We start from the raw sequence: 19,473 nt of genomic DNA on the forward strand, positions 1-19,473 counted from the left end.
CCCCGCACCCACGCCCACGCGTCCCGGCCCTGCCGTTCGGGGCCCCGCCCCTGCCGCCCTCCGCCCCTGCCTCCGCAGCCCCGACCCCGCCACTCCGGCCGCCGCCGCCCGTGCCGCTGCCCATCCGACGGGGCGCCGTTCGTCATGCGCATCGGCGCCGTCCGCCCGCCCCGTGCCCTCAGCCCCTACGGCCCCCGCCCCCGCGGTCTTTGCCGCCGTCGTCCCGTGCCCCGCGCCCCTGGTCACTCGGTGGGGTGCCGTTCGTGGTGCGCGTCGGCGACCGTCGTCGCCGCGCCTGCCACCCCCGCCGCCCTCGCCGCGCCCCTGCCCCGAGCCTCCGCGCCCCTGGCCCCCCGGGGTCTCCACGGGTCTGGCCCCTGGGCCTTCGCCCCCTCCCCCCAGTTACCTCGCCGTCCCCCCGTACCTTCCCGCACCTGCCGGTGCTGCTGTCGGCCCGCGCTCCTGCGGCTGCCGTCCCCGCTCGCCGTCAAGCCGTGCGTAGGGTTTCGGCGGGGGCGTGGCGCAGGGTGCTGCGGGTGGGGAGTTCCACGGTGATGAAGGCCGTCACCGTGACCGTGACCGCGGCCGCGGGCAGCAGCCACAGTGGGCCCGCCGGCCAGGGGCGGCCGAGGAAGCCCTGGCCCAGCAGGGCGAGCGGAACGGCCGAGAGCAGCACACCGGCGGCGAGCGCCGCCGCGGCGATCACCGCGGCCTCACGGCGCATCATCGCCCGGATCTGCCGGGGCGTCGTACCGACCAGGCGCAGCGCGGCGATCTCGGTGCGCCGCTGCGCGGTGGCGGCGACGAGCTTGTTCGCGATGCTGAGCAGCAGATAGCCGAGCAGGACGACGATGGTCGCCAGGTTGATCCACACCTCCGGCGGGGTGTCGTCGTCGCCGTCCGCCGAGCCGCTGCCGGTGAGCAGCAGTCCGGGCCGGGACGCGGCGAACGCCGCGAGGGCGCGGTCGGCCTCGGCCGTGCCGTCGGTGCGGACCAGGATGCTCTGCTGCGGCCCCGTCGTGGTGTGCCCGGCGGCCAGGTCACGGGAGAGGACCACCGAGCCGAAGCCGAGCCCGCGGTCGTACTCGGCGACCACCCGGGCGTCGACCGGAGTGCCGTCACCGAGCACCAGCCGCACCCGTTCTTCGCGCCCGGTCCCGCGGTAGCGGGCCGCCTCGGAGCTGATGGCGACGGTCCGGCCGGTGAGCGCGGACAGGTCACCCGCTGTCACGTCGAGATCCAGCACGCCGGCCGCGTCGGGGGCCAGGACCAGTGCCGACTCGGATTCGGCCGCCGGTTCGCCGAACTGCTGGAACTGCCACACCACCGTGGTCGAACCGACCGGTGCCGCCGCCCGCACCCCCGGCAGCCGGCGTACGGCGTCGAGCGTTCCGTCCGCCACCGGTCCCTGGCCCGGCGCGCTCAGCCGGTACTGGCCGAGGGTGCCGTCACGGGTGTCGGCGTCGGTGGCGGCGAGCACGGTGGTCTGCGTCAGGGTGTACGTCAGCACGAACACGACCGCCATGGCGAGCGGGCTGACCACACCGGCGACCCGCTGGGCGTAGGCCCGGATGTTGGCCAGCGCCAGCCAGGTCGGCGCGGCGGTGCCCGGCCGCAGCAGCCGCGCCGCCGCAGACCCGGCACGGGCGACCAGGGCGGGACCGGCCAGCGCCAGGCCGATCGCCGAGACGATGCCCGCGAGGGAGGTGGCGGTGGCGCCGAGCACGGTCCGCGACAGCAGCGGCAGCGTCGACAGCACGCACGCGGCGACGATCAGCAGCAGACCGGTGTGGGTCCGCGCCCGCGAGGGCCGGCGCGGTTCGCTACGGGACTCGGCGACCGCCTCCGTTGCCGCCATCCGCGAGGTCCGCCAGGCCGCGGCCCGGGCGGAGAGCCGGACCACCGCGATCATCAACAGCACCGCGGCGAGGGCGGGCAGCGGGCCGACGGCGAGCGGGAGGTCCGCGGCCAGCACGCCGCGGTCGGTCAGCAGGTCCCGGAACCGCCCGGCCAGCAGATAGCCGAGGGCCACTCCGGGCGCCAGGGCCACGGCCGCGACCACCGTCGACTGGGCGGCGGCCAGCCGGCGGATCTGCTTCGGGGTGGCTCCGACCGCCCGCATCAGCGCCAGGTCACGGCGCTGCCCGGCGATGCACACACCCAGCGCGCCCGCCGTGACGAACCCGGTGACCAGCAGCACGATCCCGGACAGCGACCCGGCGAGCACGATCAGCAGCGAGCGCGACGCGTCCGCGCCCGGCGACACGGCAGCGCCCACGTCCGCCCCGGTACGGACCTTCAGCCCGCTGCCCGCTACCCGCTCGCGCACGGCGTCGGCGACCCGGTCGCGCGCGCCCGGCTCGGTGGTCAGCCCGACCAGATCCACGCTTCCCGTACGGCCCGACAGGCGTACGGCCGTGGTGTCGGCGACGTAGACCCCGGCGCCCGGCGCGGTCACCACCGCCGAGACCCGGTAGGCGGCGGCGGGCCGGTCGCCCGCGAGGACCCGCACCCGGTCACCGACGCCGACCCCGGCCGCCGTGGCCAGTTCGGCGGAGACGGCGACCTCGGCGGAGCCGGTCGGCGCCCGGCCCTCGACCCGCGCGTTCGCGAGCAGCCCCGCCGAGGACCAGCCGTGCCCTGCGGGCCCGGGGTCCGCGGCCGGTACGACCCCGCCGTGGGCGTCGACGAGCGAGACGGGGAAGGCGATGTCACCGACCGTCCTGGTGACGCCCGGCAGCGCGGCCAGCCGGTCCACGAGCGCCGACGGGACCCTGGCCCGCTCGGGCAGGGCGATCGGCAGGTCCTGCTGCGGGTGGAACTCCTGGTCGGCGCCGACCACCAGGTCCGCGCCGGCGAGCCGGCCCGGGGGCAGGTGCGAGCGCAGACCGGTCTCGGCCAGCACGCCCGTGGCGGTGACCAGCGCCCCGCCGCCCAGCACGGCGCACGCCACGGCCAGCAGAGCGGCGATCCGGTGGGCGGCCATACGGACCGCGAGGTGCAGCATGGCTACTGCTCTCCCAAGGTGACGAGGCGGTCGGCGAGTTCGGGTGCGGTGGGGGCGTCCAGGGCGTCCACCACCCGGCCGTCGGCCATCACCAGCGCCCGGTGCGCGCGGGCCGCGGCGGCCGGGTCGTGGGTGACCATCACGACCGTCTGGCCGAGTTCGTCGACCAGTTCGCGCAGCAGGTCCAGCACCTGGTGGGCGCTGCGCAGGTCCAGCGCCCCGGTCGGCTCGTCGGCGAAGACGACGGCGGGCCGCGCAGCGAGCGCCCGCACCAGGGCGGCCCGCTGCTGCTGGCCACCGGACAGCTCCGCCGGACGGTGGCCGAGCCGGTCGGCCAGCCCGACCCGCTCGACCAGGGTCCGCACCCAGTCCCGGTCGGGGCGCCGGCCGGCCAGTCGCAGCGGCAGCGTGATGTTGTCCTCGATGCTCAGCGAGGGGATCAGGTTGTAGGCCTGGAAGACGAAGCCGACGCGGTCACGGCGCAGTTCGGTGCGGCGGGTCTCGTTCAGGACGGCTGTCTCGCGGCCGTCGATGCGGACGCTGCCCGTGGTCGGGGTGTCGAGCCCGGCGGCGCAGTGCATGAGGGTGCTCTTGCCGGAGCCGGACGGCCCCATCACGGCGAGGAAGGTGCCGTGGCCGACGGTGAGCGAGACGTCGTCGAGGGCGCGGACGCCGCCGTCGTACGTCTTCGTCACGTGCTCCAGTGCGATGGCGGGGGCGCCCAGCGTGGCGCGGGCGGCCGGACCGGTGGCGGTGGTCATCGCCGGCCCCGCAGCCGCAGCACGACGAGGCCGATCACACAGGCCGCGGTGACCAGGCCGCAGGCCAGGCTCACGACGGTGGCACCGGCCATGGAGGCCACCGTGTTGGCGGCGGCGCTCAGCACCAGCAGCAGCCACAGCACGGTCCGGCCGACCCGGGGCGACTCGGCGCGCCGGCCGCTGTCGTGGGCCGGGGCCCGGGTGAGGCGGTAGGGGTCGTTGTCCGGCATGCGGGGCTCCTCCGGGTGGTCTCGCTCGTCGGTTTCCGTCACTCCGGGACGCTACGGAGCGAGGGCCCCCGGGCCGATCCCGTGAGCCGCCCGGTCGCGGGTACAGCAGGCTGTACTTTCCGCCCGCGGACCCGCCGCCCGTCCCGTCGGCGTCGTAGGGTCGGCGGCGAGCGGGGAGGCAGGGATGGGAACGGACCGCACCACCACACCGAATGCCAGGACGGGCGGCGACACGGCCCCGGGCGGCGCCACCGGGACGGGGCTGAAAGAAGCGGCCGTACGGACCGGGCCGAAGGAAGTCGCCGTACGGACCGTCCGGGCCGCGCTCAGCGCGCTCGAACAGCTCGTCGGCGGACTCGGCACGGCCGTGCTCGCCCTGAGTGTGCTGCTGTGGCTCCTGCTCAGCGCGGTCACCGTGCCGGTCGGCGTGGGGCTGCTCCTCGCCACCGGTGCGCTGCGCGCGCTGCACCGCCTCGCCGGCCGGGAACGCGAGCGGCTGGGCCGCTGGGGTCCCGAGGTCGTGGCCCCCGACGCGCCCCCGGACCGGCTGCGCGCCGCGCTCGCCGACCCCACCACCCGCCGTGAGCTGCGCTGGCTCGCCCGGCACGGCACCCTCGGCCTGCTGCTGGGCTGGCTGGCGATCCTGCTGCCCCTCGCCGCCGTGCGGGACGCCACCTTCCCGCTGTGGTGGCGTCTCGTCCCGAGCGGCGTGACGAGTACGTCGCTTGGGTTCGGGGTCGCGCACTCCTGGACGGCGGCCACCTCCGTCGCCCTCCTCGGCCTGGCCTGGACCGCCGTCATCCTGGGTCTGACGCCCGGCATGGCCCGGCTGCAGGACCGGCCCGGCCGGAGCCTGCTCGCCGTCGGCCCGGACACCGACCTCTCCCTGCGCGTCGCCGAACTGACCGCGACACGTGCCGCCGCGCTCGACGCCCACGCCACAGAACTGCGCCGCATCGAGCGCTCGTTGCACGACGGCACCCAGAACCGGATCGTCACCGTGACCGTGCTGCTCGGGGCCGCCCGCCGCATGGTCGCCCGCGATCCGTCCGGCGCCGAGGAGCTTCTGGAACGCGCGCAGTCCGCCGCCGAGCAGGCGCTGGCGGAGTTGCGCACGGTCTCCCGGAGCATCCTGCCGCCCGTGCTCGCCGACCGCGGTCTCGCCGGAGCACTGTCCGGTCTCGCCGCGAACTGCGCCGTGCCCTGCCACATCGATGTCGAGGCGCCGCAGCGCTGCGCCGCGTCCGTGGAGGCCACCGCCTACTTCGTCGTGGCCGAGGCGCTGACCAACATCGCCAAGCACAGCGGAGCCGCGTCGGCGGCGGTGACGGTGCGCGGCCGGGGCGGGCGGCTGGCCCTGCGGATCGAGGACGACGGCCGGGGCGGCGCGGACGAGGAGGGCGGCTCCGGACTCACCGGCATCCGGCGTCGTGTCGCCGCGCACGACGGTACGCTCACCGTGGCCAGCCCGCCGGGCGGACCCACCGTCCTCGAAGTGGACCTGCCCGCCGGCGCCTGACCGCCGGCCCTGCCCGTGGATGACCCGCGGACCGTGCCGGACGGACCGCCGGCTCAGAGCGGTGGCACGTGAGGTGGGGGCGCACAGTGGGCCGGGCCGGCCGGACAGTGACCTGTGGACCGTGACGGGCGGATCGTGACATGCGGATCGTGATAGCCGAGGATGACCCGCTGCTGCGCGAGGGGCTGGCCCTCCTGCTGCGCGCGGAGTCCCTTGACGTGGTGGCCACCGCGGACACTCCCGACGGCGTGCTCGACGCCATCGACCAGCACAAGCCCGACGTCGCCATCCTCGACGTACGGATGCCGCCCACGCACACCGACGAGGGCATCCGGGCGGCCGTCGAGGCCCGCCGCAGACGGCCCGACCTCGCCGTCCTCGTGCTGTCCGCCTACGTCGAGCAGTCCTTCGCCACCGAATTGCTCACCGGCGGGGTGGGTGGCCTCGGCTATCTGCTGAAGGAGCGGGTCGGACGGGTCGAGGAGTTCCTGGACGCGCTCGGACGGGTGGCCGGTGGCGGCACCGCCATCGACCCCGAGGTCGTCGCCCAGCTCTTCACCCGCTCCCGTCAGGACACCCGGCTGGAGCGGCTGAGCCCCCGGGAGCGGGAGGTGCTGGCCCTGATGGCCGAGGGGCTGGGCAACGGCGCCATCGCCGAGCGGCTGGTCGTCACCGAGGGCGCCGTGCACAAGCACATCCGCAGCATCTTCGCGAAGCTCGATCTCGCCCCCACCGACCGGGTCGACCGGCGGGTCGCCGCCGTACTGCACTATCTGGAGGAATCCCGTCGGCGGGCCTGACCGCCCCTGCGGATGTTTCACGTGAAACACGGGCATGGGCGGGAGACCCACGGAGGTCTCCCGCCCACGGCGGCCGAACGGATTGATGCCCGACGTCAGGGCTGCTCGTCGTCCCTGCCGGCGCGTCCCTCGGCCTCCTTGGCCTGTACCTCGGGGTCGAGGACCGAGGCGTCTGGGCTGCCGTCCACCGAACTCAGCCGGTTCGGCTCGGCGGCATCGGTCGCGGCGGGCGGCTCCACCAGCCAGTCGGGGTTGGCCTGTTTGTCCCACCACTTCCAGACGGCGAAGGCGCCACCGGCCAGCACGCCGGCCACGGCCAGTGCCTTCGCCACCCGGCCGGCCTTCGCCCGGCGCTCATGCCTGCGGATCAGCTGCTGGATCTCCTTGGGCGAGACCTGGCCGCGCAGCGCGGCCAGCGCGGCGGCGCTCCGCGCGGCGGCCTCTTCGCGGACCGGTCCCGCCACGGCGACGGCCTGCTCGATCCTCGGCCGAGAGTATGCGGCGGCCTGCCGGGCCGCCCTGCGGGTCCGGACGGCCGCGTCGTGGGCCGCCTGGTCCACCTTCGGGGGCACATGGGAACGCGCCAGTTCCAGGCGCGGAACAAGCCGGGCGTCGTACTGGACGCGGGCCTGTTCGGCGGCCTGCGAGACCACGGGCGCGAGCCGTACGCGTGCCTCTTGTGCGTAGTACGCGGCACGCTCCTTGGCCGTGTCGGCGTAGGGCGCCACCACTTCCGCGGCGTGCAGCACGCTGTCCTTCGCCGAGCCGGTCGCGGCGCGCACGCTGTCGATGCGGGTCACGGGATCCTCCTCCTCGGTGGCGTACGGTATTTCGACTTTCCACCCTTTTCAGGATCATGCCTGCCCGCGCGTCGTGTGGCATGCGGGGCGGGTATACGGGTGCCGATCCACCCGATCAACGGACAAGGGCGGGTGAATCAATGAATCCGGTCAATGGGAGCTTTCCGTCGACAATGCCATGGATCGCCGTCGTACGCTCCCGGCCCGAGGGGAGACGGCCGGGTTTTTCGCAAGCGATTCCGTGCAGATGCAGACCCGCCCACGGCCGTCGGGCGACGCAGGGGCCGTGCCGTGCGAGGATCGGAGGAGTCACAAGCAGACAACGGAAGGCAGATCGTGGCCGAGCAGCTTTACGCCACCCTGAAGACCAACCACGGCGACATCGAGGTCCGGCTCTTTCCGAACCACGCGCCCAAGACGGTCAAGAACTTCGTCGAACTCGCACAGGGCGAGCGGGCGTGGAAGCACCCGGAGACCGGCGCGACGAGCCAGGACAAGCTCTACGACGGCACGATCTTCCACCGGGTCATCAGCGGCTTCATGATCCAGGGCGGTGACCCGCTGGGCACCGGCATCGGCGGCCCCGGCTACGAGTTCGAGGACGAGTTCCACCCGGACCTGTCCTTCAACAAGCCGTATCTGCTCGCCATGGCCAACGCCGGTCCGAACACCAACGGCTCGCAGTTCTTCATCACGGTCGGCCCGACCACCTGGCTGAACCGCAAGCACACCATCTTCGGCGAGGTCGCCGACCCGGCCGGCCAGAAGGTCGTGGACGCCATCGCCGGTGTCCCGACCAGCCGGCCGAACGACCGGCCGGTCAACGACGTCGTGCTGGAGTCGGTCGTCATCGAGAAGCGCGAGGGCTGAGACCGCCGCCGCCTCCCGGCAGCGCCGGTCTTCCGGCAGCTGCGCGAACTTCCCGGTGGCGCCCCGCTTCCCGGCAGCTTCGCGATTCCTCCCGCAGGGAACCAAACGCCCCGCTCGTCCGTAAGGATGGGCGGGGCGGTGTAGTGCCCAGGACCGACCGAGGGGACCCCATGGACCAGGCCACAGGCCGCGCACAGGACGCACGGAGCGTGCCCGTGTGCTACCGGCACCCGGACCGCGAGACCGGCATCCGCTGCACCCGCTGCGAGCGTCCGATCTGCCCGGAGTGCATGGTCAGCGCGTCCGTGGGCTTCCAGTGCCCGGACTGCGTCCGCGGCGGTTCCGGCACCGGGCACCCCCCGGCCGCCGCCGAGCCCCGTACCCTCGCGGGCGGCACCATGACGGCCGATCCCCGGCTGGTCACCAAGGTCCTGATCGGTCTCAACCTGGCCGCCTTCCTGGTCCAGCAGGCCGTGGGCAATCGGTTCACCAACCAGTTCGAGCTGATCGGCCAGGCCTCCTACCAGCTCTTCGGCCCGGTCGAGGGCATCGCGGAAGGCCAGTACTACCGCCTGCTGACCTCGATGTTCCTGCACGGGAGCTTCATCCACATCCTGTTCAACATGCTCAGCCTGTGGTGGATCGGCGGCCCTCTGGAGGCGGCCCTCGGCCGCGCCCGCTATCTGGCGCTCTACTTCGTCTCCGGGCTGGCCGGCAGCGCGCTCAGCTATCTCCTCACCGAGCCCAACAAGGCCGTGGTGGGCGCCTCCGGAGCGATCTTCGGGCTGTTCGGCGCCACGGCCGTGCTGCTGCGCCGGCTCAACTACGACATGCGCCCGGTCATCGCCCTGCTGGTGATCAACCTGATCTTCACCTTCAGCCCGGGCTTCAACATCGCCTGGCAGGCGCACATCGGCGGCCTGGTCGCCGGCGTCGTCACCGGTTACGCCATGATCCACGCCCCCCGGAAGAACCGGGCGCTGATCCAGTACGGCACCTGCGCCCTGGTGCTGGTGGTGGTCGTGGTCCTGACGCTGATCAGAACGGCCCAGCTGACCTGATCGGAACCCTTCCGCCCGGCCGATACCGAACCGTTGTCCACAGCGTGTGCCGGATCTTGTGCACAGTGTGCGGGAACAGCTGTTCCCTCTGTCGCTCAGGTGTGTTTTCCCAGGTCGGACAGGGGGTGAACGGGTTTGCGTCGACCGGTGGGCCAGTCATACCGGCGTCAACACTCGATGAGTTATCCACAGATCGTCGTCTTTTCCCCAGGGAGATGTGGAAACGACCCCAGGCCTGTGGATAACTCAGCGGATAGCTCTGGGCAGAGCCGTGTTCACCGGAAAGCGGCCGCTACTTCCACTGGGTGGAGACACCGAAACCGGCGGCGATAAAGCCGAAACCGACCACGATGTTCCAGTTGTCCAGGGAATCGACGGGCAGTGAGCCGTCGGTCACGTAGAAGACGACGATCCAGGCCAGGCCGATCAGGAACATGGCCAGCATCACGGGTGCGACCCAGGCGCGGCTGTTCAGCTTGATGGCGGTTGCCTGCTTCGCCGGCGGCGGCGTGTAGTCGGCCTTCTTGCGGATACGTGACTTCGGCACGAGGGTCTCTCCTGTCGATGCGCTGCGTGGCCGCGCAGGGAACTGGATCGGGCTCAGGGCAGCGTACAAGGGGACACTGAGCGCTCCCCCGGGCGTCCGTTAGCGTAGTGCTTCCGCGGCGCCGAAGGAGATAAGGGTACGTTGAGCAATTCTGCCGACTCCCCCGGGACGGGATCAACGGGTTCCCCGCCGGTTCGCAGTGCCTCCTTCCGGCCGGTGCGGATCCTCACGGTGGGCGTCTTCGCCCTCGCCGGGCTCATCTTCTTCACCAGCTTCAACACGGCCAAGGGCACCGACATCCGCACCGACGCCTCCTTGCTGAAGCTGTCCGACCTCATCCAGGAGCGCAGCCGCAAGAACAAGGAACTGGACGAGGCCAACGCGGGCGCCCGCGACGAGGTCGAGGCGCTGGCCGAGCGCGACGACGGCAGCAGCAAGGCGCAGGACGAGAAGCTGTCCGGGCTGGAGAAGAGCACGGGCACCCACAAGCTCACCGGCAAGGCGGTCACGGTGACGCTCAACGACGCCCCGCCCAACGCCACCGCGAAGCTCCCCGGCTACCCCGAACCACAGCCCGACTACCTGGTCATCCACCAGCAGGACCTGCAAGCCGTGGTGAACGCCCTGTGGCAGGGCGGGGCCGAGGGCATCAAGGTGATGGACCAGCGGCTGATCTCCACCAGCGCCGTGCGCTGCGTGGGCAACACACTGATCCTCCAGGGCCGCGTCTACTCGCCGCCGTACACGATCACCGCGGTCGGCGACCCGGAGAAGCTCCAGAAGGCGCTCGCGGACTCACCGGCCATCCAGAACTACATGGTGTACGTGAACGTCTACGGCCTCGGCTGGAAAGTCACCGACGACGGCACGGTGACGCTGCCGGGTTACTCGGGCACAGTGGATCTGCACTACGCGAAACCCGTCGACTAGTACGTGTGGGCGTCCGTACAGGAGCTGCCGGTGCGCGTGATCGTGAGGACCGTGAGCGAGCTGTGCATCACCATCGGCGCCCTGATCGTGCTGTTCGTCGCCTATGTGCTGTTCTGGACCGGGGTGAAGGCCGACGGCCTCATGAGCGAGCAGGTCGAGCGGCTCCAGCAGCAGTGGTCGCGGGGCGGCGTGCACGAGCCGGCCGGCCCCGGCGCCGCCACCGGTCCCGCCACGCCCGGGCCGTACCGCTCCGGCGGGGCCTTCGCGATCATGTACATCCCGCGGTTCGGTTTCACGTGGAACAAGCCGGTGCTGGAGGGCACCGGCACCGATGTGCTGAAGAAGGGGCTGGGCCACTACGCGCGCACCGCCCGGCTGGGCCAGCGGGGCAATTTCTCGGTCGCGGGCCATCGGCGCACCTACGGCGATCCGTTCAAGGACTTCCCCGAACTGCGGCCAGGCGACGCGGTGGTGCTCACCGACGGAAGCACCTGGTTCACGTATCGGATCGACAAAGGGCCCTACAAAACCGTCCCGACGGACGTTGAGGTGATCGACGCTGTGCCACGTATGTCCGGGTACACGCGTCCGGGCCGCTATCTGACGCTGACCACCTGCGAACCGGAATGGGGCCACAGCCACCGGCTGATCGTCTGGGCGCACCTCGATTCCACCCAGCCTGCGGAGGCAGGCAAACCGACGGCACTGCGCCGTTAGTCTGGTGCCGTACGGCGTGAGTAGGTGCCGTGGTGCTACGGAAGGGACGGCATGTACGGCTGGATCTGGCGGCATCTGCCGGGCAACACGTGGGTGAAGGCGCTGGTCTCCCTCGTGCTGGTCCTGGCCGTGGTCTACATCCTGTTCCAGTACGTCTTCCCGTGGGCCGAACCGCTGCTGCCCTTCAACGATGTGACGGTGGACAACCAGTGAGTGCGCGGATTCTCGTCGTCGACAACTACGACAGCTTCGTCTTCAACCTCGTCCAGTACCTGTACCAGCTGGGCGCCGAGTGCGAGGTGCTGCGCAACGACGAGGTGTCGACGGCGCACGCCCGTGGGGGCACCTCCCGGTCGAGCGAAGCCGAGAGTGGGGGAGGTTTCGACGGCGTCCTGCTGTCACCGGGTCCCGGCACCCCCGAAGAGGCCGGGATCTGCGTCGAGATGGTGCGCCACTGCGCCGCCACCGGCGTCCCGGTCTTCGGCGTCTGCCTCGGCATGCAGTCGATGCAGGTGGCGTACGGCGGCGTCGTGGACCGTGCCCCCGAGCTGCTGCACGGCAAGACCTCCCCGGTCGAGCACGAGGGCAAGGGCGTTTTCGCCGGGCTGCCCTCACCGTTCACGGCGACCCGCTACCACTCCCTGGCCGCCGAGCCGGCCACCGTCCCGCCGGAGCTGGAGGTCACGGCCCGCACGCCGGACGGCATCATCATGGGCCTGCGCCACCGGGAACTGCCCGTCGAGGGCGTGCAGTTCCACCCCGAGTCGGTGCTGACCGAGCACGGCCACCGGATGCTGGCCAACTGGCTGGTGGAGTGCGGGGACCGGACAGCGGTGGCGAGGTCGGCGGGGCTCGCCCCGGTGGTGGGCAGGGCCACGGCGTGACCGCGCTGCGCCCGGAGCGCGAGTCCGGCGCCTCGTACGAGGATCAGTCGTACGGGGCTTCCGGCGGGCTCGGGGACCGGTCGTACGGGGCTTCCGGCGCGCCCCCCGACCGGTCCGGCCGGGGGGCGGACGAGGCGCCGTATCTGCCCCCCATCGACGAGGAGACGGTCGCCCTGCGGATCCCGGATCCGCCGCCGGCCGCCGACGCATCCGCGACCGCCGCTGGATCGGTCTCTCGCGTCTCTTCCGTCTCGTCCCCACCTGGACCCGCCTCGGGTGGCCGTGCGGCCCGCAGAAAGGCCGCCAAACGGCGTGGCGGGCGTCATGGCGGTGGCGGCAGGGTGACCGAGCCCGCGACCGAGGGGAGCGAGCCCGGTGCGCCGCTGTCCCGGGTCGAGGCACGGCGGCAGGCGCGGCTGCGCAGGCCCGGCCCGGCGGTCGTCGCGAGCCGGGCGATAGGCGAGGTGTTCATCACCACCGGCGTGCTGATGCTGCTGTTCGTCACCTACCAGCTGTGGTGGACGAATGTGCGGGCGCATGCGCAGGCCGGCAAGGAGGCCAGCGACCTGCAACAGGACTGGGCGAACGGCAGGCGCGCCGCGGGCGAGTTCGAGCCGGGGCAGGGCTTCGCCATCCTGCACATCCCCAAGCTGGACGTGGTGGTGCCGATCGCCGAGGGCGTCAGCAACAAGAAGGTCCTCGACAAGGGCATGGTCGGGCACTACGGCGAGGGGCCGCTGAAGACCGCGATGCCGTCCGCCGAAAGGGGCAACTTCGGGCTCGCGGGCCACCGCAACACGCACGGGGAACCCTTCAGGTACATCAACAAGCTCAAGTCCGGCGACGCGGTCGTGGTCGAGACGCAGGAGGAGTACTTCGTGTACAAGGTCGCGTCGATGCTGCCGGTGACGCCGCCGTCGAACACGGGCGTACTGGACCCGGTCCCGAAGGACTCGGGGTTCACCGGGCCGGGTCGCTACATCACGCTGACCACCTGCACACCGGAGTTCACCAGCAAGTACCGGTTGATCGTCTGGGGCAAGATGGTCGAGGAACGGCCGCGCAGCAAGGGCAAGCCGGATGCACTCGTCCAGTAAGGGCAGATGAACAGTGTCAGCGACCGCAGACGACATCGAAGGGCAGACGTCCGTGCCCGGCGGCTCGGCGCCTAGGCCGCAGCGCCGGACGTCGAGCCCGATCGCCGGCGCGATCAGCGTCCTCGGTGAACTCCTCATCACGGCGGGCCTGGTGCTCGGACTGTTCGTCGTCTACTCCCTGTGGTGGACGAACGTCGTCGCCGACCGCGCGGCCCACCGGCAGTCCGACAAGGTCCGCGACAACTGGGCCGGGGACACCGGGCCCGGCGCGCTGGACACCAAGGACGGCATCGGCTTCCTGCATGTGCCCGCGATGCAGAACGGCGAGGTGCTGGTCGAGAAGGGCACCTCGGCGAAGGTCCTGAACGACGGAGTGGCCGGCTACTACACCGATCCGGTCAAGGCCACGCTCCCCATGTCCGGCAAGGAGGGCAACTTCACCCTCGCCGCCCACCGCGACGGCCACGGCGCCAAGTTCCACAACATCGACAAGATGAAGAAGGGCGACCCGATCGTCTTCGAGACGAAGGAGCGGTGGTACGTCTACAAGACCTATGCCGTCCTCCCGGAGACGTCCAAGTACAACGTCGAGGTCCTCGACAAGGTCCCCGAGGAATCCGGCAAGAAGAAGCCGGGCCACTACATCACCCTGACAACCTGCACCCCCGTCTACACCAGCCGCTACCGCTACGTGGTCTGGGGCGAACTGACCCGCGTGGACAAGGTGGACAACAAGCGCACCCCACCAAAGGAACTCCGCTAGCACCGAGCCACCCGGAAGCGAGCCGCCCGGAAGCGAGCCGTCCGGGAGGCAGCCGTGCCGAGAGCGTGCCGCCCAGGCGAGTCGCCTGGGAATGAGGCATCCCGGACACGCGTGCCGTTGAGGCGGGAGCCGGTCGCATGGGGAAGTGGGCCCGGAGGGTGCCGTACGAAGAACGTGCCGCCGCAGGCCGGGCCGGCCTGAAAGAGCCGAGCCAGACCGAGAGCGAGCCGACCGAAAGCGATTCGCCCGAAGGCGTGCCGTGAGGGGGCGAGTCGGGCTGAAAGGGAGCCGCACCGGGAGCGTGTTGGGTGGTAAGACGGAGTGGGCCCCTGCCGGGGATTTCCGGACGCTACCAACAGCGTCCGGGGATTTCCGGTAGGGGCCCGCTCTTTGGTGGGTGGGTCAGCCTCTGTTGCCGCCCAAGAAGCCGCCGCCGTTGCCGCCGTTGCCGCCGCCGGCGCCCACGGTGGTCAGCGTGATCTGCGTGCCGGCGGGGTCGTCGACCTGTTGGGTCGAGTCGGGGCTCTGACCGGTGACGATCGCGTTGTCGCTCTGGTCACTGCCCCCCGCGAACTGGATGTTGGTGAAGCCGGCGGCGTTCAGCGTCTGCTTGGCCACCGCCACGGTCCGCCCGCGGACGTCCGGCACCGCCGTCTTCTGCTGCTGCAGCTTGCCGACGGTGATCGTCACCTGCGAGTTCTTGTCCACCTGCTGGTTGGCCTGCGGGTCGGTCGAGATGACCTTGCCGTCCTGGGAGGCGTCCGTCACCGGCGTCTCGGTGCAGTTGCCGACCAGGTTGTTGGCCGTCATCTGGGCCTTGGCCTCGTCGCAGGTCTTGCCGACGACATCGGGCACGGTCGACTTCGCCACTTCCTTGGCGACCTCAAGGGTCACCGTGGAGGCCTTCTCCAGTTCCGTACCGGGGTCGGGGTTCTGGCTGAGGACCGTTCCCGCGGTCTGCTGGGACTCGGTTTCCGTCGTCTTGACCTCGAAGCCCTTGTCCTCGAGCTGCTGTGTGGCGGTGTCGACGTCCTTGTTGATGACGTTGGGCACCGCGACCTTCGGCGCGCCCGTCGAGATGACCAGGCTGACCGAGGAGCCCTTGTCGACGTCCGTCTCCGGGTCCGGGTTCTGCGAGCAGACCTTGCCCTTGGGCTGGTTCTCGCAGGGCTTCTTGGACGTGGTCACCGTCAGGCCGGCGTTCTCCGCCATATTCTGCGCGGTCTGCTGGCTCTGTCCGACGAAGTTCGGCGTGGGGACCTTGTCGTTACCCGTGTTGTGTCCGCTGAACGCCCACTTCCCGATCAGGATCGCGCCGACCAGGACCAGGATGCCCGCGACCACCAGGAGGATCGTGGAGGTGTTGTTCTTCTTCTGCTGCCGGCGCCGGTCGGGACGCTCGTCGTAGCCGTAGCCGCCGTCGTCCGGGTTCATCGGCGGCAGCATCGTCGTGGCGCCCGCCCCGGCGTCCGCGTGCAGCGCCGTCGTCGGCTGGTCGTCGGGGTAGCCGCCGTAGCCGACCGCGCCCATCGCCGCCGTCGCCGCGACCGGCTGGCCGTCGAGGCACGCCTCGATGTCGGCACGCATCTCGTCTGCGGACTGGTAGCGGTAGTTCGGGTCCTTGACCAGCGCCTTCAGCACGATCGCGTCCATCTCGGGCGTGATCTCGGGGTCGAAGACGCTCGGCGACTGGGGTTCCTCCCGGACGTGCTGGTAGGCCACGGCCACCGGGGAGTCCCCGATGAAGGGCGGCCGCACCGTCAGCAGCTCGTACAGCAGGCAGCCCGTCGAATACAGGTCGGACCGGGCGTCCACCTGCTCGCCCTTCGCCTGCTCGGGCGACAGATACTGCGCGGTGCCGATGACCGCCGCGGTCTGCGTCATCGTCATGCCGGCATCGCCCATCGCACGGGCGATGCCGAAGTCCATGACCTTGACCTGACCGTTGCGGGTCAGCATCACGTTGGCCGGTTTGATGTCGCGGTGGACGATGCCGTTGCGGTGCGCGTACTCCAGTCCCTGGAGGATGCCGATGGTCATCTCCATCGCACGCTCGGGCAGCAGCTTGCGGCCGGAGTGCAGCAGTTCACGGAGCGTGGAGCCGTCGACGTACTCCATGACGATGTACGGGATCGAGACCCCGTCGATGTAGTCCTCGCCCGTGTCGTAGACCGCGACGATCGCGGGATGGTTGAGCGAGGCGGCCGACTGGGCCTCCCGGCGGAACCGGGCCTGGAAGGACGGATCGCGCGCGAGGTCCGCGCGCAGCGTCTTCACCGCCACGGTGCGGCCGAGACGGGTGTCATGCGCGAGGTAGACCTCCGCCATGCCACCGCGGCCGAGCACCTGGCCCAGTTCGTACCGGCCGCCGAGGCGACGCGGCTCTTCCATAGCTACCTACCAGCCCTCTCCGTCGGTCCCGGCCGGCACGGTGTGTGCGGCCGGAGGCTGCCGTCCGGGCCTACCGTACCCGGCTCGCTCTGTGTGACCTGGCCAAGCCCGTGACCCGATACAGGACCGGTATCGCACCGTGCACCGATGTGAAGGGACGTGAGCGGGGTCACTGCTTGGCGTTGATGACCGCCTCCATCACGCTCTTCGCGATCGGCGCCGCGAGGCCGCCGCCGGAGATGTCGTCGCGGTTGGCGTTCTCGTCCTCGATGACCACGGCCACGGCGACCGGCGAGCTGCCGTCACTGAGCTTGGCATACGAGATGAACCAGGCGTAGGGGTTCTCGCTGTTCCCCACGCCGTGCTGGGCGGTGCCGGTCTTGCCGCCCACGGTGACCCCGCCGCCGATCTGTGCGTTCTTGCCGGTGCCGTCCTTGACGACCGTCTCCATCATCGACTGCAGGATCTGCGCGTTCTTGGAGGACAGCGGCTGGCTCAGCTGCTCCGGGTCGGTCTGCTCGATGGTGTCCACGCCCGACGACTGGAGCTTGTCGACCATGTAAGGCTTCATCAGCTTGCCGTCGTTGGCGACCGCCGAGGCGACCATGGCCATCTGCAGCGGGGTGGCGGCGGTGTTGAACTGGCCGATCGAGGACTGCGCGGTCTGCGACTGGTCCATGTTGTCGGAGAACACGGAGGCGCTGGAGCGGACCGGGGTGAACTGCTCGGCGTCGAAGCCGAACTTCTTCGCCTCCGCCAGCATCTTGTCGTTGCCGAGATCGGAGCCGATCTTGCCGAAGACGGTGTTGCAGGACACCCGCAGCGCCTCGCGCATGGTGGCGTCCTTGCAGGGGAGGTTGCCCTCGTTCTTCAGCGGCGTGGTCGTACCCGGCATGATCCACGGCAGCGGCGACTTGGTCTTCTCGTCGGCCGAGGAGTACAGCCCGTTCTCCAGCGCGGCCGCGGCGGTGACCACCTTGAAGGTGGAGCCCGGCGGATAGGTCTCGCGCAGCGCCCGGTTCAGCATCGGGTCGTCGGGGTTGTTCTTCTTCAGCAGCTTGTTCCACGCCTTGGTGTCGGTGTCCGTGGAGTTCCCGGCGAACGACGACGGGTCGTACGACGGGTAGGACGCCAGCGCCAGGATCTTGCCGGTGGACGGGTCGAGGGCGGCCACCGCGCCCTTGCCGCCCTGGGCCTTCAGACCGTCGTAGGCGGCCTTCTGCGCGGCCCCGCTGAGCGTGGTGACGACGTTGCCGCCCTGCTTCGGCTTCCCCGTGACCATGTCGAGGGTGTTGCGGAAGAAGAGCCGGTCGTCGTTGCCGGTGAGGATGCCGTCCTCGATGGACTCCAACTGGTTGGCGCCGAAGGCCTGCGAGGCGAACCCGGTGACCGGCGCCCACATCGCGCCGTCCTTGTAGGTGCGCTTGTACTTCAGGTCGTTCAGACCGCTCGTGCTGGTCGCGGTGGACCCGGTGATGGGGTTGCCGTCGACGATGATGTCGCCGCGCGGGGTGGAGTAGCGGGCGATGGTGACACGGCGGTTCAACGTGTCGTTCTTCAGGCTGTCGGCCTGGACGTACTGGAGCCAGTTGTCCCGGATGAGCAGCGTCAGGACCAGAAGGCCACAGAAGATCGCGATCCGGCGCAGGGGCTTGTTCACGGGCGGACCACCTGGGTCATCTCGGCGTCGGGGTTGCTGGCGGGGGTCGGGGCCGGGCGGCGCGCGGTGTCGCTGATCCGGATCAGGATGCCGATGAGGGCCCAGTTGGCGATCACGGAGGAACCGCCGTACGCCAGGAACGGCATGGTCATACCGGTCAGCGGGATCAGGCCCATGACGCCGCCGGCGACGACGAAGACCTGGAGGGCGAAGGCGCCCGAGAGGCCGACGGCGAGCAGCTTGCCGAACGGGTCGCGCGCGGCGAGGGCGGTGCGTACGCCCCGCTCCACGATCAGGCCGTACAGCAGCAGGATCGCCATGACGCCGGCCAGGCCCAGTTCCTCGCCGAAGGTGGCGAGGATGAAGTCGGAGTTGGCGGCGAACTTGATGAGGTCCGAGTGGCCCTGGCCGAGGCCGCTGCCGAGGGTGCCGCCGGAACCGAAGGCCCACAGGGCCTGCATGGACTGCTCGGAGTGGCCGCCCACGCCCTGCTGGCTGAGCTTGTACTCCCCCAGCGGGTTGAGCCAGGCCTGGACGCGCTGCTGGACGTGCGGCTCGAAGCTCGCCACGCCGACGGCGCCGGCCGCGGACATCAGCAGACCGAAGACGATCCAGCTGGTCCGCTCGGTGGCGACGTACAGCATGATGACGAACATTCCGAAGAACAGCAGCGAGGTGCCGAGGTCGGTCTCGAAGACCAGGATGAGGATGGAGATCCCCCACACGACCAGGATGGGTCCGAGGTCGCGGCCGCGCGGCAGATAAAGGCCCATGAAGCGCCGGCTGGCGAGGGCCAGGGCGTCGCGCTTCACCATCAGATAGCCGGCGAAGAAGACGGCTAGGACGATCTTCGCGAACTCGCCCGGCTGGAGGGAGCCGAGGCCGGGGACCCTGATCCAGATCTTGGCGCCGTAGATGTTGGCCCCGAGACCGGGCACCAGCGGCAGCAGGAGCAGGACCAGCGCGCAGAACATCGAGATGTAGGTGTAGCGCTGCAGGACGCGGTGGTCCTTGAGGAAGATCAGCACGACGATGAACAGCGCGATGCCCATCGCGGTGTACAGCAGCTGGCGGGGCGCGGCCGTCACGTAGTTGGGCAGCGACTGGAGCAGTTTCGACTGGTCGAGCCGCCAGATGACGACGAGGCCGAGGCCGTTGAGGAGCGTGGCCAGGGGCAGCAGCAGCGGGTCGGCGTACGGGGCGAACTTCCGTACGGCGAGGTGGCCGACGCCCGCGAGCAGGCCGAGTCCGCAGCCGTAGCTGAGCAGGCCGGGCGGCACCCGGTCGTTGATGGCCAGGCCCACATTGGCGTAGGCGAACACCGGGATGGCGACGGCGAACACCAGCAGTGCCAGCTCGGTGTTGCGTCGGCTCGGCGCGCCGATGGAGCCGATCGTGGACGTGTGGTGCGTCGACGGGTTGGAAGTACTGCTCAT

Annotated in this window: 18 protein-coding genes; 10 read left to right on the top strand and 8 right to left on the bottom strand. The window is 70.9% G+C overall.

Annotated features, from left to right (window positions below; translation table 11 throughout):
- Window positions 1-487 precede the first annotated feature (487 nt).
- Genes ABT245_RS09715 through ABT245_RS09725 form a run of 3 tightly spaced genes read right to left on the bottom strand, consistent with a single transcriptional unit; the run spans window position 488 to window position 3,998 of the window.
- Complete coding sequence (locus ABT245_RS09715; RefSeq protein ID WP_351730998.1) at window positions 488-3,007, bottom strand: ABC transporter permease; 2,520 nt, start codon at window positions 3,005-3,007, stop codon at window positions 488-490.
- Between the two features lie 2 nt (window positions 3,008-3,009).
- The gene (locus ABT245_RS09720; RefSeq protein ID WP_351731000.1) at window positions 3,010-3,768 is read right to left on the bottom strand and encodes an ABC transporter ATP-binding protein; all 759 of its coding nucleotides are present in this window, start codon (window positions 3,766-3,768) and stop codon (window positions 3,010-3,012) included.
- A complete protein-coding gene (locus ABT245_RS09725) occupies window positions 3,765-3,998 on the bottom strand; it encodes a hypothetical protein (RefSeq protein ID WP_351731002.1) in 234 nt (77 codons plus the stop codon). The genes ABT245_RS09720 and ABT245_RS09725 overlap by 4 nt, the downstream gene beginning before the upstream one ends.
- 184 nt (window positions 3,999-4,182) lie before the next feature.
- On the opposite strand from ABT245_RS09725, the gene ABT245_RS09730 reads away from it, so the two are divergent.
- Together ABT245_RS09730 and ABT245_RS09735 are read left to right on the top strand one after the other, a co-directional pair.
- Complete coding sequence (locus ABT245_RS09730) at window positions 4,183-5,517, top strand: sensor histidine kinase (RefSeq protein WP_351731004.1); 1,335 nt, start codon at window positions 4,183-4,185, stop codon at window positions 5,515-5,517.
- 140 nt (window positions 5,518-5,657) lie between these two features.
- Window positions 5,658-6,317 (top strand): response regulator transcription factor, encoded by a 660-nt coding sequence (locus ABT245_RS09735; RefSeq protein WP_351731006.1) that lies wholly within the window; start codon window positions 5,658-5,660, stop codon window positions 6,315-6,317.
- 95 nt (window positions 6,318-6,412) lie between these two features.
- On the opposite strand, the gene ABT245_RS09740 is transcribed toward ABT245_RS09735, so the two are convergent.
- On the bottom strand, window positions 6,413-7,117 hold the full coding sequence (locus ABT245_RS09740; RefSeq protein WP_351731008.1) for a DUF5324 family protein: 705 nt from the start codon (window positions 7,115-7,117) through the stop codon (window positions 6,413-6,415).
- Window positions 7,118-7,453: 336 nt separating this feature from the next.
- On the opposite strand from ABT245_RS09740, the gene ABT245_RS09745 reads away from it, so the two are divergent.
- Window positions 7,454-7,987: a peptidylprolyl isomerase gene (locus tag ABT245_RS09745; RefSeq protein ID WP_351731010.1), complete on the top strand. Its 534-nt coding sequence runs from the start codon at window positions 7,454-7,456 to the stop codon at window positions 7,985-7,987.
- A gap of 170 nt (window positions 7,988-8,157) precedes the next feature.
- Window positions 8,158-9,048, top strand: coding sequence for a rhomboid family intramembrane serine protease (locus tag ABT245_RS09750; RefSeq protein ID WP_351731012.1), 891 nt, complete (start codon window positions 8,158-8,160; stop codon window positions 9,046-9,048).
- 292 nt (window positions 9,049-9,340) lie between these two features.
- On the opposite strand, the gene crgA is transcribed toward ABT245_RS09750, so the two are convergent.
- The gene (gene crgA, locus ABT245_RS09755; RefSeq protein ID WP_351731015.1) at window positions 9,341-9,595 is read right to left on the bottom strand and encodes a cell division protein CrgA; all 255 of its coding nucleotides are present in this window, start codon (window positions 9,593-9,595) and stop codon (window positions 9,341-9,343) included.
- Window positions 9,596-9,736: 141 nt separating this feature from the next.
- On the opposite strand from crgA, the gene ABT245_RS09760 reads away from it, so the two are divergent.
- From ABT245_RS09760 to ABT245_RS09785, 6 genes are read left to right on the top strand one after another with little or no spacing between them, the layout of a single operon-like run.
- Window positions 9,737-10,525: a DUF881 domain-containing protein gene (locus ABT245_RS09760; RefSeq protein WP_351731018.1), complete on the top strand. Its 789-nt coding sequence runs from the start codon at window positions 9,737-9,739 to the stop codon at window positions 10,523-10,525.
- Between the two features lie 30 nt (window positions 10,526-10,555).
- Window positions 10,556-11,242: a class E sortase gene (locus tag ABT245_RS09765; protein ID WP_351731022.1), complete on the top strand. Its 687-nt coding sequence runs from the start codon at window positions 10,556-10,558 to the stop codon at window positions 11,240-11,242.
- Between the two features lie 51 nt (window positions 11,243-11,293).
- Window positions 11,294-11,455 carry a hypothetical protein gene (locus ABT245_RS09770; RefSeq protein WP_351731025.1) on the top strand — a complete coding sequence of 54 codons (162 nt, stop codon included), beginning with the start codon at window positions 11,294-11,296 and terminating at the stop codon, window positions 11,453-11,455.
- On the top strand, window positions 11,452-12,126 hold the full coding sequence (locus tag ABT245_RS09775) for an aminodeoxychorismate/anthranilate synthase component II (protein ID WP_351731028.1): 675 nt from the start codon (window positions 11,452-11,454) through the stop codon (window positions 12,124-12,126). The genes ABT245_RS09770 and ABT245_RS09775 overlap by 4 nt, the downstream gene beginning before the upstream one ends.
- On the top strand, window positions 12,123-13,223 hold the full coding sequence (locus ABT245_RS09780) for a class E sortase (RefSeq protein ID WP_351731031.1): 1,101 nt from the start codon (window positions 12,123-12,125) through the stop codon (window positions 13,221-13,223). Before ABT245_RS09775 ends, ABT245_RS09780 begins: the two co-directional genes overlap by 4 nt.
- Window positions 13,224-13,236: 13 nt before the next feature.
- Window positions 13,237-13,986 carry a class E sortase gene (locus tag ABT245_RS09785; RefSeq protein ID WP_351731034.1) on the top strand — a complete coding sequence of 250 codons (750 nt, stop codon included), beginning with the start codon at window positions 13,237-13,239 and terminating at the stop codon, window positions 13,984-13,986.
- 402 nt (window positions 13,987-14,388) lie between these two features.
- Here ABT245_RS09785 and pknB read toward each other — a convergent pair whose 3' ends face one another.
- From pknB to ABT245_RS09800, 3 genes are all read right to left on the bottom strand, one after another.
- Window positions 14,389-16,377 carry a Stk1 family PASTA domain-containing Ser/Thr kinase gene (pknB, locus tag ABT245_RS09790; RefSeq protein ID WP_351731037.1) on the bottom strand — a complete coding sequence of 663 codons (1,989 nt, stop codon included), beginning with the start codon at window positions 16,375-16,377 and terminating at the stop codon, window positions 14,389-14,391.
- 169 nt (window positions 16,378-16,546) lie between these two features.
- Window positions 16,547-18,037, bottom strand: a complete 1,491-nt coding sequence (locus ABT245_RS09795; RefSeq protein ID WP_351731040.1) for a peptidoglycan D,D-transpeptidase FtsI family protein — start codon at window positions 18,035-18,037, stop codon at window positions 16,547-16,549.
- Window positions 18,034-19,473, bottom strand: coding sequence for an FtsW/RodA/SpoVE family cell cycle protein (locus ABT245_RS09800; protein WP_351731043.1), 1,440 nt, complete (start codon window positions 19,471-19,473; stop codon window positions 18,034-18,036). Before ABT245_RS09800 ends, ABT245_RS09795 begins: the two co-directional genes overlap by 4 nt.

Source organism: Streptomyces sp. NPDC001508 (assembly GCF_040298665.1).
Taxonomy (GTDB): Bacteria; Actinomycetota; Actinomycetes; order Streptomycetales; family Streptomycetaceae; genus Streptomyces.

Coding starts and splice junctions, on each gene's coding strand:
- ABT245_RS09735 (WP_351731006.1), top strand. CDS start 5,658: ATGCGGATCGTGATAGCCGAGGATGACCCGCTGCTGCGCGAGGGGCTG.
- ABT245_RS09720 (WP_351731000.1), bottom strand. CDS start 3,768: ATGACCACCGCCACCGGTCCGGCCGCCCGCGCCACGCTGGGCGCCCCC.
- ABT245_RS09770 (WP_351731025.1), top strand. CDS start 11,294: ATGTACGGCTGGATCTGGCGGCATCTGCCGGGCAACACGTGGGTGAAG.
- ABT245_RS09725 (WP_351731002.1), bottom strand. CDS start 3,998: ATGCCGGACAACGACCCCTACCGCCTCACCCGGGCCCCGGCCCACGAC.
- ABT245_RS09750 (WP_351731012.1), top strand. CDS start 8,158: ATGGACCAGGCCACAGGCCGCGCACAGGACGCACGGAGCGTGCCCGTG.
- pknB (WP_351731037.1), bottom strand. CDS start 16,377: ATGGAAGAGCCGCGTCGCCTCGGCGGCCGGTACGAACTGGGCCAGGTG.
- ABT245_RS09730 (WP_351731004.1), top strand. CDS start 4,183: ATGGGAACGGACCGCACCACCACACCGAATGCCAGGACGGGCGGCGAC.
- ABT245_RS09800 (WP_351731043.1), bottom strand. CDS start 19,473: ATGAGCAGTACTTCCAACCCGTCGACGCACCACACGTCCACGATCGGC.
- ABT245_RS09715 (WP_351730998.1), bottom strand. CDS start 3,007: ATGCTGCACCTCGCGGTCCGTATGGCCGCCCACCGGATCGCCGCTCTG.